Source organism: Sphingomonas sp. SDUR79, from assembly GCF_056821745.1.
Genome location: NZ_JBPDIN010000001.1, coordinates 3,457,544 through 3,470,176 on the forward strand (window position 1 = coordinate 3,457,544; position 12,633 = coordinate 3,470,176).

The 12,633-nt window shown below is 66.3% G+C and carries 14 protein-coding genes; 3 read left to right on the plus strand and 11 right to left on the minus strand.

What is annotated here, in order from left to right:
* Positions 1-61 precede the first annotated feature (61 nt).
* From ACRYLO_RS17080 to ACRYLO_RS17090, 3 genes are all read left to right on the plus strand, one after another.
* On the plus strand, positions 62-892 hold the full coding sequence (locus tag ACRYLO_RS17080) for a hypothetical protein (protein WP_482661251.1): 831 nt from the start codon (positions 62-64) through the stop codon (positions 890-892).
* The gene (locus ACRYLO_RS17085; RefSeq protein ID WP_482661252.1) at positions 889-1,731 is read left to right on the plus strand and encodes a sulfotransferase domain-containing protein; all 843 of its coding nucleotides are present in this window, start codon (positions 889-891) and stop codon (positions 1,729-1,731) included. Before ACRYLO_RS17080 ends, ACRYLO_RS17085 begins: the two co-directional genes overlap by 4 nt.
* Before the next feature lie 67 nt (positions 1,732-1,798).
* The gene (locus tag ACRYLO_RS17090; protein ID WP_482661253.1) at positions 1,799-2,098 is read left to right on the plus strand and encodes a PqqD family peptide modification chaperone; all 300 of its coding nucleotides are present in this window, start codon (positions 1,799-1,801) and stop codon (positions 2,096-2,098) included.
* Between the two features lie 19 nt (positions 2,099-2,117).
* On the opposite strand, the gene ACRYLO_RS17095 is transcribed toward ACRYLO_RS17090, so the two are convergent.
* From ACRYLO_RS17095 to trbJ, 11 genes are all read right to left on the minus strand, one after another.
* On the minus strand, positions 2,118-3,977 hold the full coding sequence (locus ACRYLO_RS17095; protein WP_482661254.1) for an asparagine synthase-related protein: 1,860 nt from the start codon (positions 3,975-3,977) through the stop codon (positions 2,118-2,120).
* Positions 3,968-5,074: a sugar-transfer associated ATP-grasp domain-containing protein gene (locus tag ACRYLO_RS17100; RefSeq protein WP_482661255.1), complete on the minus strand. Its 1,107-nt coding sequence runs from the start codon at positions 5,072-5,074 to the stop codon at positions 3,968-3,970. The genes ACRYLO_RS17095 and ACRYLO_RS17100 overlap by 10 nt, the downstream gene beginning before the upstream one ends.
* Before the next feature lie 119 nt (positions 5,075-5,193).
* Positions 5,194-6,036, minus strand: coding sequence for a hypothetical protein (locus tag ACRYLO_RS17105; RefSeq protein WP_482661256.1), 843 nt, complete (start codon positions 6,034-6,036; stop codon positions 5,194-5,196).
* Positions 6,037-6,051: 15 nt separating this feature from the next.
* On the minus strand, positions 6,052-6,681 hold the full coding sequence (locus tag ACRYLO_RS17110; RefSeq protein ID WP_482661257.1) for a 2OG-Fe(II) oxygenase: 630 nt from the start codon (positions 6,679-6,681) through the stop codon (positions 6,052-6,054).
* A 271-nt stretch (positions 6,682-6,952) separates the two neighbouring features.
* Positions 6,953-7,186 (minus strand): DUF2274 domain-containing protein, encoded by a 234-nt coding sequence (locus ACRYLO_RS17115; RefSeq protein ID WP_482661258.1) that lies wholly within the window; start codon positions 7,184-7,186, stop codon positions 6,953-6,955.
* A complete protein-coding gene (locus ACRYLO_RS17120; protein ID WP_482661259.1) occupies positions 7,183-8,382 on the minus strand; it encodes a TraB/TrbI/VirB10 family type IV secretion system protein in 1,200 nt (399 codons plus the stop codon). The genes ACRYLO_RS17115 and ACRYLO_RS17120 overlap by 4 nt, the downstream gene beginning before the upstream one ends.
* Positions 8,379-9,383: a P-type conjugative transfer protein TrbG gene (trbG, locus tag ACRYLO_RS17125; RefSeq protein WP_482661260.1), complete on the minus strand. Its 1,005-nt coding sequence runs from the start codon at positions 9,381-9,383 to the stop codon at positions 8,379-8,381. Before trbG ends, ACRYLO_RS17120 begins: the two co-directional genes overlap by 4 nt.
* Positions 9,380-10,063 carry a conjugal transfer protein TrbF gene (gene trbF / locus ACRYLO_RS17130; protein WP_482661261.1) on the minus strand — a complete coding sequence of 228 codons (684 nt, stop codon included), beginning with the start codon at positions 10,061-10,063 and terminating at the stop codon, positions 9,380-9,382. Before trbF ends, trbG begins: the two co-directional genes overlap by 4 nt.
* Positions 10,064-10,068: 5 nt before the next feature.
* Complete coding sequence (gene trbL, locus ACRYLO_RS17135; protein ID WP_482661262.1) at positions 10,069-11,517, minus strand: P-type conjugative transfer protein TrbL; 1,449 nt, start codon at positions 11,515-11,517, stop codon at positions 10,069-10,071.
* A gap of 1 nt (position 11,518) precedes the next feature.
* A complete protein-coding gene (gene trbK-alt, locus ACRYLO_RS17140; RefSeq protein WP_482661263.1) occupies positions 11,519-11,869 on the minus strand; it encodes a putative entry exclusion protein TrbK-alt in 351 nt (116 codons plus the stop codon).
* A gap of 11 nt (positions 11,870-11,880) precedes the next feature.
* The gene (gene trbJ / locus ACRYLO_RS17145) at positions 11,881-12,630 is read right to left on the minus strand and encodes a P-type conjugative transfer protein TrbJ (protein WP_482661264.1); all 750 of its coding nucleotides are present in this window, start codon (positions 12,628-12,630) and stop codon (positions 11,881-11,883) included.
* Between the last annotated feature and the right edge of the window lie 3 nt (positions 12,631-12,633).

Below are 12,633 nucleotides of genomic sequence, written 5' to 3' on the forward strand. Positions count from 1 at the left end.
ATCCGCGATTCCTCTTCCTGGAGGGTGGCCGGATTCGCCAGTTGGCGAGCCAGATGTGCGGGTGCGCGTCGGCGTCATACCAGATGATCCGGATGCGCCCGACTATATCGGCCCGACATGGCGGCTGGTCGGTCGGCGCTTTTATCTGGAGGTGCCCGGCGTTGTCCGGCTGATGGCCGAGGATGGACGCGAAATCGTGGCCGAACCCGTCGAGGGTGCGACCGACACCGATCTTGCGCCCTTCATCCTGTCGACCGGCTTTGCCGCCATTCTCCACCAGCGCCAGTTGCTGGCACTGCACGCCGCGACCGTGGCGTGGCAGGGCCGCGCCATTGCCATTTGCGGTGCGACGGGAATGGGGAAGTCGACGTTAGCCGCGACGCTCTGCCGGGCTGGCGCCAGCTTTGTCGGCGACGACATCGCCGCGATCCGCATCGACGAAAACGACGGCGTTCCCACGGTCTGGCCGGACGGACGTCAGCACCGGCTATGGGCCGACGCCATCGAGCACCTGTCCCTGACGGAACGGCAGGGCGCTCCGATCCGAAGCCATATGCGCAAATACCATGTCTCGCCGACATCGCCGGCGGAACGTACCCGGGACGCCCTGCCGCTTGCCGCCGTTATCCTGCTCACATCGCGCGACGGGACCGTGCCGCCCGGCCCGCCCCGGATCGAACAGCTACCATTGGTGGACGCGGCACCGATGCTGCGCGGAGAAATCTACCGCCCCTATCTTGCCCGTCGCATGGGCCATGACCCACTCTTGTTCGTCCAGATCGCGACCCTGTTGAACCGGGTGCCGGCGTTCCGGCTCGATCGCACGCGCGGCTTAGAGTATCTCGACGCGGGCGCAACGCTGGTCCTGGACGCGGTGGCAGGCGCGACGTGATCGCCGGACCGGTCTGGCTGGCGTCATATCCCAAGTCGGGAAATACTTGGCTGCGCTTGCTGCTATCCAACCTGCTGTGCGGGCAGTCCGATCCGGAGGATATCAACGAACTCAGCCTGGCCGCGCATAGCGTGGTCAACAGAAACGTGATCGAAGACGCGACGCTGATCGACAGCTTCCTCCTCACCCGGGAGGAATGTGACAGGATGCGCCCCGGCCTGATGGAGGAAGCCTGGCGCGAGGCGGCGGATCAGGATCTCTTCATCAAGCTGCACGACGCCTATTGCCGCTTCAGCGACGGGCTGCCCCTGCTGGGACGCGGGGCGCGCGCGGCGCTCTATATCCTGCGCGATCCCCGTGACGTAGCGGTCTCGTTGGCCTTTCACACCGGCAAGCCGATCGCGACGGTCGTGCGGCAGATCCTCTCCGCAAACACGCGCATGGGCGGCACCACGCCGCACCATGAGCAGATTTCGCAGCGCCTGTTGGACTGGAGCGGCCATGTTCGCAGCTGGACCGGGCAGGCTGACGTGCCGGTCCATGTGCTGCGCTATGAGGATCTGCGCGCAGATGCGGTGGGCCGCTTCGGCGAGGCCGTCGCGTTCCTGGGATTGCAGGCGACTGATGACGAACTGGCGCGGGCGGTGGCCCAGTGCGATTTCGGCAGGTTGCAGCGGCAAGAGGCCGAGAAAGGCTTCCGGGAACGCCGTCCCGAATCGACAGCGCCCTTTTTCCGGGCGGGACGGGTCGGGGAATGGCGCGACGCCCTGACCAGCGAACAGGCCACTGCGATCGAGGCGGCGCATGGCGCAGTGATGGCCGAGTTCGGATATCTGTGAATGCGCGTGAAAAGGCGATATGCGCCGCCCCCGCAATCAACGGGACTGCGAAAGGAAGAATCGCGAAATGAATGACGAAACCGGGGGCACTCTCGTGCGCCGTACCGACGGACTCATGTCGGCTGCGGTCGGCGACGAACTGCTGATGATGAGCGCCGCAGAGGGCAAGTATTTCAACCTGAACGATGTTGGCAGCCGCATTTGGGAATTGCTGGCTCAGCCGGTGAGTGCAGAAGCGCTGGTGGCCGCCCTGACCGCTGAATATGATGTCGATGCCGATACGGCACGCGAGCATGTTGCAGACTTTGTCGCTGCACTGCGCGAACGCGGTCTGGTCACCGCGACCGGTGAGGCACCCGAGGCCTGAGGCGCGGATTCACCGCGGATCAGCCGTGCTGCTCCAGATAGGACATGACCCGGAAGGCGCGGGTCAGGCTGCCGGCCTGGTCGATGGCGGTCCAGTCGCCTTTGCCCGCATCGATGGTACGCGCCAGGTCTTCCGCCGCGGGCAACGACTCCAGCCGCGCCGCGACAGCGTCCAGGTCGAACAGGTCGGTGATCGCGTCACGCTGCCGCCACAGCGCAAGTCGCTCGGTCAACAGCAGGCGTTGCGCAGCGACATGGACCGGATCCTCGACCACCAGATCGAGCTTCGTCCGCTTCCAACGGAGCGCCTCTGGCAGAACTCCGGCCATCGCATCGCGGAACACGCGTCGCGACCAACCCTCGCGCACGAACAGCGTGCTGGCCAGCGACAGGGCGAATTCGACAAGGCGGCGATCCAGCATCGGGAGGCTGACGCTCATGCCATGGCGGGCGGCGAGGATCGCCCAATGCTCCGCCCGGCGCGCCAATCCGTGGCCGCTCAGCAGCGAAAGTCTGATCTGCCGCGCCTGTCCCCGCCTCACAGGCGGCGTCAGGCACCGATCGGCAAGCTGTTCGGGCCGCAGCAGTTCAGCGGCCAGCTCGGCGATGCCAGGCGCGGGATTTGCCCTGCCCAAGGCGCGCTCGGACAGGTTCCGCAAGCCATCAGGCAGCAGGAACGTCGACAAGGCGCTCCAAGCCGCGCCGAGCGATCCCAGCGCACGCAACTCCGATGCGAGATAGGCCCAATGCCCCGCCACCAGCGCCTCCGCCAGGACGCCGCGCCAGCCATAGCTAGCCGCTTCATCGCCCCCCCACCCTGACAGCAACATGGACGCGCCATGGCGGTGCGCGTGCGAAAGCGTCTGGCTATCGCGATAGGAGGGGTCCACCGGGAAGAGCTGGTCCCGGTCCATCACCGGCAGCGCGAACGCCGCCGAATCGACCGTGCGTATCGGGTGCCAGTCGATGTCCGGCTCTTGCCGCAATACCGGCGCGAGGTACGCGCCATCGCCACCAAAGAGATAGTCGCCAAAGGGGTTGGGGGCGTGCGAATAGGCTAGAAGTCGGCGTCCCGCTGGACGCAGCGCCCGCGCCGCGATGATGGCGATTGCCGAGGAATCGAGACCGCCGCTGAGATGCGCCGCAACCGGCCCCGTCGTCGGAAGCCGACGATGGACGGCCGCCGTCATCAATCGCGACATCTCCGCCGCGGCATCGACAGGGCTGATGCGAAGCGACCCGGCCGACGCCGGGTCGAGCGACCAATGCCGTCCCGACCGGACAGGGGCATCAGGTGTCAATTCCAGCCAGCTGCCGGGGGCCAGTCGCTGCACACCCTGAAACAGCGACCGCTCCGGCCCATCGAACTGGAACAGCAATTCACTGACCAGGAAATCCCGGTCGACTTCCCGCGCGAGCAACCCCGAAGCGTGCAGCCCGCGTGGCAGAGAGGCGAGCACAAACAGGTCACCGGGGCGATGGGTAAAGAAGAAGGGGCGGACACCGAACGCATCGCGCGCGCACAGCAACCTGCGGTCGCGCCGGTTCCACGCGGCCAGCGCGAAGTCGCCCGCCAGCATGCCAAGTCCTGCCGCTCCCCGTTCAGCAAGCAACGCCGCCAGTCCGGCGTCGCCGCGGATCGTATCGGGTTCATCTAACCGTGCGTCGGCGGCCAGGATCACCCCATGATCGCGCGCCGGTGAACCCTCGCCTTGCGGTGCGGGGCCGAAATCCAACGTCAGCAGCGCGACCGGGCCATCGACCTGCATCTCGACGCGGGGACTAAGCCCTGGTTCGGTCATCGCCGCCGCCATGGCGTGCAGCCGGGACGGGTCGGCGGGACGGCCGTCGAGATGAAGGAAGCCCGCGATCAGCCGCATCGCGCCGCCCCTTTCAGATGCTCCAGCGCGATTTGGGTCAGCGCCGTGTCGCCAAGCGGCACGCCATCGCCCAGTTGATGGTTGAATTCGCCCCAGCCATGGTTGGTCTCGATCAGCAGCGGCCCGTCATCCGTGATCGCGACGTCCCAGCCCAGGAAGATGAAACGGGCGAATTCCGGCACGCTGCCATGGGCGCGAACGACCAGATCGATCGTATCTCGCCAGAATGGCACAACAGCTTCCGCCAGAACCGCACCGGTATCGGGATGATCGGCAATCGGATGACGGCCGCGTAGCCGGGGGCTGCGCAGGTCGCCCGCTTCTCCGACAGCCGCGAAGATCTGCCTGCCCGCCGGACCGCCATATGGCAGTTGTGCCATCGCATCGACGACGGCCACGCATCCGGCACGGTCGATCCCGGTGATGACCCGAAACACGACCAGCGATCCATCCGACAGAGGAGCGAGGGAAGGATGAGTCTCCAGACAGGGTTGGACGATGCAATCGGCTTGCGCCCATTGCGCCACCAGCGCTGCGGGGCTGCATAGTTCGCCGTTCCAGGCGTGGCGATACTTGGCTCCCTCCCGCCGCCATCTTGCCGCGCCTGACCCGCGGCTACCCGCCAGATCCTTGACCCACAAATCGGGCGCGTCGGGCAGATAGGGGGATGATGGCACGGACTGGGCGCCGTTGCGGAACACCGCGAGCGTCGGAATGCACGGCAGGCCATGAGCGCGGCAGAGCTCCGCGAATCGCGCCTTATCCTGCACATCGTCGCCAACCGCACCGGCCCGTCGGTTAAGATGGGCCATTATCACCGCCAGCTCCGGTTCGTAGAGGTTGCGCGCGATCCGATCTCGGCGACGCGCGTCATGCAGGCGGTAGGCGACATAGTTGCGCGGTGGCACATTGTTGGACCAGGCTTGCACCAGCATGTCGGCGCCCCGCGAGATCCAGCCCCATGCGCGCGTCGGGCGATCGGCGACCGGCATCCGGATCAACTGGTGCCCGGTCTCCCACACCGCACCCAGCGGCCAACCGAGCGTCATGACGGTTCGCAGCAGCGCGCGCCGCCAGGCCGGATGACGCGCGAACATGGCGCGGCGAATTTGGTGACGCAGCTGTCGTACGGGGTTGTCGCCCGGCCAAAGCATGAAGGGAAAGCCGCTCCCGACCAGCCTGCGGACCAGCGCTGCCGCGCGCCGTCGGCGACCGCTCAATCGAGCGGTCCGGCGAAATCGGCGTTCACATAGTGGAGCAGCAGCGTCCAGCAGGTCTCGTCGGCCGGCAACCGCGTGCGGCCGTGCGGCAAGTCGCGCCCACGGAACAGGATGCCGCCGCCCAGCGTCTGGAAACAGTCAATCGGCTCGGCGTCAGGCGGGGGGTAAATCTGGATCGCCCACGGCGAAACACCGTTCGCTGGCGCCGGTTGATGGTCGATCAGCACGGACAAGGTGTATTCGCATTGCGGCCGATCGGTATGGACCGGCAAGACGGCACCTTCGCGATAGAGTGAGGCGTAGCAATAGCTGGGTTTGACCGGCACCCCGACAAGCGCCTCCACCGCCGGAAGCAGCGCCCGCTGCACCACCCGTCCGGCGGGATCATTATGCAGCTGCCACCGATCGACCTGTCCATCTGACGTTCCGACCTTGCCGCTGTCGATTGCCGCGCGGTAGTGGCGAGCGAGCATATCGACCATCGCGGGGGTGAGGCAGTCGGTCAGGAGGGCGAAACCATCGCGCGCGAAATCGCCCGATGCGGCCGCGAAGCGGGCCGGTGCGAATGCGTGCGCCACTTCTGCGGGGAGCACGATCAGGCCGCTCGCCCACAGCGCCAGCGCCAGTTCTGGCGAAAGGCGATCGAGTGCGCCCTGATCCGCCGCGATGTCCAGCGCCGCCACAAAGGCGGGCTCGCCAGCGCGTTCGAGCACCGTTTCGGTAAAGCCGTTCACCGCCGAATAGGCGCTGAGGATGATCCGAGCAGCACCGTCTGAATCGGACTCAACCACGCGAACGTCGCTAACGGGGTTGCGGATGAATGGGGTCGGGGCGCTCATCATCATGCCTTAGGTCTATCGCGCGCTGCGATACCAGCAATTCAGTGCGAAACGACTATCGGCAAAGGCTCCCGACGGGCACGACACCCGCCTCACCTCGTGCGGGACCCAGGACGGGAACAGGATGAATGTATCGCAGGCGGGCACGATGTCGGTGAACGACCTGGTGCCGTCAGCCGCGGGGGCAATCGCGTGCAGACGCAACGCGCCGCCATCGAACCCTTTGGGATTACCGTGGAAATAATAGACGCCGGTCAGGGCCCGATCCGATTGAGCGTCGGGTCGCGCCGTGAAGGTATCGATATGCTCGCTGTAAAACGCACCTTCATTATGGGCGACCAGCTCCAACTCCAGGCTGTGCAGCGCAATATCGGACAGACGCAGTTCGCGCACGGTGTCGTCCAGAACGGCTGCGAACCGGGTTTCCAGTTCGGAACGCAACTCACCCAGATCGCGCAGTAACAGCGATGCGCGGATATCCGGATTGACGGTGCCGCCTCCGCCGTTTCCGACCGATGTCGGAGCAAAGTCATCCGCGCGGGCGATCGCGAGATCGAGCAACTGCTCAACCATGACCGAGCCCATGAAATCCGGAATTTGGCGATGCGGGACCAAGTCCTCGAACGCATTCACGGTAACGGGCACGTATCGAATTCCGTTCAAAGGCAGGTCAGTCGGGACCGCCACATTCTATCTCAATGCCATGCGCTCGCAAGGAGGCAGTGAAGTTCGACGCGATGGTGACACTGAGGTTTGCAAAGGCTGGTATCGCACATCTATCACCGTCTGGGTCTAATCCGCGATCCTCGCTGATCGGGAAAGGGCCCCTGCTACGGGGTGTGCGGCAAAGCAGAGGCGCCCGCTTTGTTCCCACTAACGCCTCAAAGCGGAAGGACCGCAAGCGGCCCAATAGCAGTCATTTCACGCCGATCTGCGCCGTTCTCTTCAGTTTCATGAACCCACGGTCGCCCGCCATAAATTGTGCGAGCATCGGGACGATCAGCCTGGCGGGGCCTTGGGACTCTTGTCCGGCTGCAGCGGCATGTGCCTCGGCATAAAGGCTTAGGTCGCGAAGCACGTCCGGCGGAACGTCGATCGTGAGCTTCACCGGCTTGTCATCGGGTATTGGACCGAGCCTGAGCGCGCTCATTTTGCAACTCCGTGTGAGGCCAGGACGAGGTCACGGGTCACGATCACACGTAGCGGAAAGCCTGGCCTGATCTCCAGCGTCGGTTGAATGCCCATCTGCCGACGGACCAGATCCTGACCCGTTCGACCGATCGACTGCGAGCCGCCCTGCCGGATCGCCCGAACGAGGTCGTCGTCGCTAGCGCTTCCAACCTCGGTCCCGATGCTCAGAAGCGTGGAGATCAACGCTGAACGGAAGATGCCGCCCCAATGATGGTTTACCCGATCCTGCAGGCCGGCATAGCCAGCAGTATCGGCACCGGGCAGCCGGTCGAGAAGGATCGAACGTCCGTCCGGCAGGATCAGCCGCGTCCATGCTAACAGCACCCGGCTCTGGCCGGGAGACACCTGCGAGTCATAGTCGCCGAGCAGGCGGCTGCCCTGGGGAATGAGCAGATGCCTGCCCGTCACGCTGTCATAGACATTCTCAGTCACCTGCGCGGTGATCATGCCCGGAAGGTCCGAGCGAATGCCGGTGATCAGCGCCGCCGGAATGATGCTGCCCGCCTGGACGATGCTGCTCGAGCTCGGAGCAACGATGCGAAATCCGCTTTCAGATGCCGCCGCGCCGCCGCTGTCGAGGAAGGCGCGCTTTGCAGCTTGCTCCCCTTGTCCCGCTGCGGGCGGCGGCAACGGTTCGACAGCACCGTCCGCCATCGCCGGAGGCGGTGCATTGGCGGCGGGGCCAGACGGGACGGGTGCCGCGCTGCCGATGAACATCCTGCTTGTTCGCGCGGCGTCCTGCTCGTCCCGGGCCCGCTCGCGTGCCGTCTGACCCGGACTCGGTGCTGCACTGGCGGGCGGCGAAGGCGTGCCCATTGGCGGAGGCGCGACATCGGTGCCGCGCTGCTGGGCGGACAGGATCGGTCGACCAAGATCGCCTGGCAGCGGCGGACCCAGTTTAGGGACCTCGCTATAGTCCTTGGGCGCGCCGGAAAGCCCGTCGGTGGTCGCCCGATTGTCCGTATCGTAGAGTTCGGTTGGAGCGGTCTGGCTCCCCGGCTGCAATGCATAGATCAGCGAACCGCCGATCCCGGCTGCGGCGACCATACCGACTGTAGCGAGGGCCTTGCGGGACAGGCGCATGACGCGCGGCGGCTTGCCACGCAGCCGAAGGTCCGCCGGCTGGAGTGGCGCGGTCGCAGATGCCTCGCTCACTTTGCGGCCTCCTGCAGCGTGCCTTCCCGCAGGATGCGGACGCGCTTCTGTGACTTGCCTGCGCCGAGCCGCAATTCGGCGCCCGCGAACAGGCGATCGACGACCAGATAGCGCCCGCGGACCCGGTAGTTGACCAGTTCGCCCTCGCCCTCGGGGTTGGCGACGAACAGCGGCGGCATCTCGCTCTGGGCGATGCTTGGAGGAAATTCGACAAAGACCTGTCGGCCATCGTCGAACGCGCGCACTGGCCGCCAGTCTGGGCGGTCGCCGTCGATGCGGTAACCGAAGTTCAGGGCTTCGAGGGCAATGCCGGGAAGAGAAGGCTGCGTGTCCGCGGCTTGCCGGTTTCGCTCGGTGAGCGCGATCAGCGCATCCTGGGGATAGATCCAGGATACCGATGCCATATAGGTGTCGGGGGTTGAGCGCAGCTCGAGATGGTAGGTCCGCCGATCGGTGTTGATGACCAGATTGGTGGTCAGCCCGGGCCGGGTCGGCTTGACCAGAATGTGGACGCGCTGGGCGGATCCTGTGCCGCTCACGGTGTCGCCGATAATCCAGCGGACCGTATCGCCTGCGGCGACAGGGCCGGGACCGACGAGTTGTTCTCCGGGCTGAAGCGCGATGTCGGTCACCTGGCCCGGGGCTGCGTAAAGCTGGTAGAGTGCACCCTCGCTCCAGGGATATTGCTGGATGGCATTGAGGAACCCGTCGCGCACCGGCTGCATTCGCGCGGCCGCGTTCGCCCGGCCGATCCGAAGCTTTGGATCGCCGGCCTCGGGCGCGGCAGACGTTTCGATCGACTTCAGCTGCCCGGGAAGTGGCAGCGGTTCGGGTATCCGCACAATCTCGATGGCGCGGGGCTGTTCGGGTTCGGGCGAAGCCGCAGCGGCGCGCTCGAACGCCAGCGCTTCCGTTTGCGCATGCGAGGCCGAACAGGCCGCGAGGGTAACCAGCGCGGCTGCGAGCAGGGACGAGCGGGTTGCCTTGGGCAGACCAATCATTGCGAAAGCTCCTTCGACCAGTTCAGCGCGTTGACGAACACGCCCAGGGGATTTTTTCGCAGAGCATCCGGGGTGCGCGGCGTCCGGATGACGACCGTGGCAATCGCGGACCAGCGCTCGGTCGCCGTGAGGCTGCCGTCCTGATAGCGCCGTTCGGTCCAGGCGATGCGGAAGCTGTTGTCGGAAGCCCGGATGACGCTCGAAACATCCACTGCGATCTGGACTTTGCCGACCTGGGTGAACGGGTCATTCGACCGGGCGTAGTCGTTAAGCGCGAGTGCGCCCTTGGCCGTGGTAAAGTCATAGGCACGCAGCCAGTTCTGGCGCAGCACCACCGGATCGGCGGGGATCGAGCGCACATTCTCGATCAAGCGCGCGAGGTGGAAGGCGATCTGGGGGTCGCTCGGGCGGACGCCGGTCTCGGCCGGTGCGACCGCCTGCGCCTCGCCAAACTTGTCGACCTGCACGATCCATGGCGTGATCGTTCCGCGCGATGCCTGCCAGATCATGCCTGCCGCGAGCAGCGCCGACAGCCCGAGCGATCCGAAGGCGGCTATGCGCCAGTTTTTCGCCTGGACCCGGGCCGAGCCGATCCGATCGTCCCATGCCTGGGCGGCGCGCTGATAGGGAGTCTCTGGCTCGGGGGTTACACCGTAGCGTACGGTCGATCGTCGGAACATGCTGGTTACTCCTTCTCGGTCACGCTGACGGAAGCGCCAGGGCCCCGGCTGTCACCGCCGCGTAAGGTGTGGGCGGCGACGTTGACGCCTTGGTCGATCGCCTGCTTTCGGCGCATTGCCCTGGCCCAGTCCGGCGCTTCGCTGCGCGGGGCGTCGAAAACTGGCGCCGCATCACCTGGCGCTGCCTGATCGGCTGCGGCGGGGGCCAGCGGCGAGGGGGCGGCGGCTGGTATGGGCTCCGGGACCGCTGCATCGCTGCTATCGCGAGTCTCGCCTGTCGCCGGCTTGGGATTGCCACCCGTGTCGCGCTCAATGGCGCGTGGGGCTTCCGCAGCCGGTTGGGTCGCACCGCTGCGGCTCGCGGGAGTGGCTGGCGCCGCTCCGGTCGCGCCTCGCAGCGGCGACCTCGCGCCGTCGTGCGCGGGTCGCTCGACATTCTCCACGCCGTCCGCGCCGCTGACCATGCTACTCTTACCTGCGGCACGGGTGCGGTAGGCGCTTGCCGCAGTGCTGACGGTCCGGCCCGCGCCTGCGGCCGCGCCTGCGACTGCGCCGACCGCTGCGCCGCCCGCAGTGGCTACTGCGGCGCCGCCAGCGGCAATGACGCCGCCTGCTGCAAGCGCGGTGCCTGCGGCAGCGCCTGCGCCCAATTGGGGGCCGCCGGAGACGATGCCGCTCGCGATGCCGGGACCAAAGATGCCGAGGCCAAGCAGGCAGAGCGAGCCGAGCACGATCGCCATCGCGTCCTCGATCGTCGGCTGGGCGTCGCCGATCGCGTCGGTGAACTCGGCGAACAGGGTGGAGCCGATGCCGACGATCACCGCGAGCACCAGCACCTTGATGCCGGAAGAGACGACATTGCCGAGCACGCGCTCAGCCATGAAGGCAGTCTTGCCGAAGAGCCCGAACGGGATGAGCACGAAGCCGCAGAGCACGGTGAGCTTGAACTCGATCAACGTCACGAACAGCTGAACCGCGAGCACGAAAAAGGCGAGCAGGACAATCACCCAGGCAAACAGCAGGACGATGATCTGGATGAAGTTCTCGAAGAAGCTGATATAGCCCATCAACCCGGAGATGGATTCGAGGATTGGACGGCCCGCATCGAGGCCGACCTGGGCGACACGGCCCGGTTGCAGCAGCTCGGCGGCGGTAAAGCCGGTGCCCGATGCCTTGAGGCCAAGCCCCGCGAAGCTCTCGAAGACGATCCTCGCGAGCATGTTCCAGTTGCCGATGATGTAGGCGAAAATGCCGACGAACAGCGTCTTCTTGATCAGCCGCGCGATGATGTCGTCGCCCTGGCCGAGCGTCCAGAACAGCGCGGCCAGCGTGACATCGATCACGATCAGCGTTGTGGCAATGAACGCGACTTCGCCCTGGAGCAGGCCAAAGCCTGAATCGATGTAGGAGGTAAAGACCGACAAGAAGCGATCGACGACGCCGGTACCGCCCATGTCACTTCTCCTGCTGCGGGGCATGGCCCCTGTCATCGACCTGCATCGGTTCGGAGAGTTTTCCTGGCCCCGCCTCGAAGACGGGCTCGCTCGGACGCGAGCGGCCTGGCCTGAGGAACCGCCTGCGGTTCTCGGCCCAGGCTGCGAGGCAGCCCGGGTCCGAGCCCGCCGCCTGCCCGGCCAACTGGCAGCTCCGCAAAATTGCCTGGAGCGGGTCATTGGGCAGGTCGGTCGAGAGAGTTGCCGGCACGATCGGCCGCTCCGGCGGCTCGCGAAACGCGAGGACGCCCATCGCGCAGGCGACGCCGAGGCACGCAAAGGCGCCAATTCGAGCCGGAAGCCGGATGTTCATGGGTCCGGCCTTCAGCGGCGAAACATTTTGACCCGGGTCGGCTTGTAGCCGGTGCCCGGGGCGAGGAAGCGACGCAGCTGCTCGCGGGCCTGATCCTGGGCTGCCGCGCGCTGGGCCGCCTCGAGCGCCTGCGCCCGGCCCTGCGCCGCGACCAGCGCGGTCAGGTCTGCGATCTGGCGGGCCTGAAGCGCGAGCAGCTGATTGCCGGCCTGGGTCACCTGGAGTGCGCCCGAGGCCGACTGGCTGGCGCCGACCAGCCGGTCCATCACCGCGCGCGTTCCTTCGATATTGCCGACGACGCCGGCCTGGACCTTGAGCGCATCTTCGAGCGCACCGACGCTGTCCTCCCAGCGCGCCCGGGCATGGTCGACCAGCGCCCGGTCGGTCGCGGTCATGCTGGACGCGCGGTAGCGGCTCGCGAACGCGGTATCGATCGACTGGACCGAATAGGCGATGCGCTGCGCATTGCTCAGCAGCTGCTGGGTCTGGCGCACCTGGGCCTGCAGGTCGGAGAGCGCAGAGGTCGGAAGCGCCTCAAGATTGCGCGCCTGATTGATCAGCGACTGCGCTTCGTTCTGGAGCGACTTGATCTGATTGTTGATCTGCTCGAGCGTCCGCGCGGCCGTCAGGACGTTCTGGGAATAGTTGGTGGGGTCGTAGACGATGCCGCCAAACTGGGCATGGGCCGGGGTAACCGCGGAGGCGAGCAGCAAGACGCAAGCGCTGGAAAGCGCGAAGCGGCGGAGCGAGGCAATACGCATGAC

What these genes read in the sequence shown, in the direction of transcription:
- ACRYLO_RS17115 (WP_482661258.1), bottom strand. Translation starts at nt 7,186, where the DNA reads ATGAGCGCGCTCAGGCTCGGTCCAATACCCGATGACAAGCCGGTGAAG.
- ACRYLO_RS17095 (WP_482661254.1), bottom strand. Translation starts at nt 3,977, where the DNA reads ATGCGGCTGATCGCGGGCTTCCTTCATCTCGACGGCCGTCCCGCCGAC.
- ACRYLO_RS17090 (WP_482661253.1), top strand. Translation starts at nt 1,799, where the DNA reads ATGAATGACGAAACCGGGGGCACTCTCGTGCGCCGTACCGACGGACTC.
- trbK-alt (WP_482661263.1), bottom strand. Translation starts at nt 11,869, where the DNA reads ATGAACATCCGGCTTCCGGCTCGAATTGGCGCCTTTGCGTGCCTCGGC.
- ACRYLO_RS17105 (WP_482661256.1), bottom strand. Translation starts at nt 6,036, where the DNA reads ATGAGCGCCCCGACCCCATTCATCCGCAACCCCGTTAGCGACGTTCGC.
- trbF (WP_482661261.1), bottom strand. Translation starts at nt 10,063, where the DNA reads ATGTTCCGACGATCGACCGTACGCTACGGTGTAACCCCCGAGCCAGAG.
- trbL (WP_482661262.1), bottom strand. Translation starts at nt 11,517, where the DNA reads ATGGGCGGTACCGGCGTCGTCGATCGCTTCTTGTCGGTCTTTACCTCC.
- trbG (WP_482661260.1), bottom strand. Translation starts at nt 9,383, where the DNA reads ATGATTGGTCTGCCCAAGGCAACCCGCTCGTCCCTGCTCGCAGCCGCG.
- ACRYLO_RS17100 (WP_482661255.1), bottom strand. Translation starts at nt 5,074, where the DNA reads ATGTTCGCGCGTCATCCGGCCTGGCGGCGCGCGCTGCTGCGAACCGTC.
- trbJ (WP_482661264.1), bottom strand. Translation starts at nt 12,630, where the DNA reads ATGCGTATTGCCTCGCTCCGCCGCTTCGCGCTTTCCAGCGCTTGCGTC.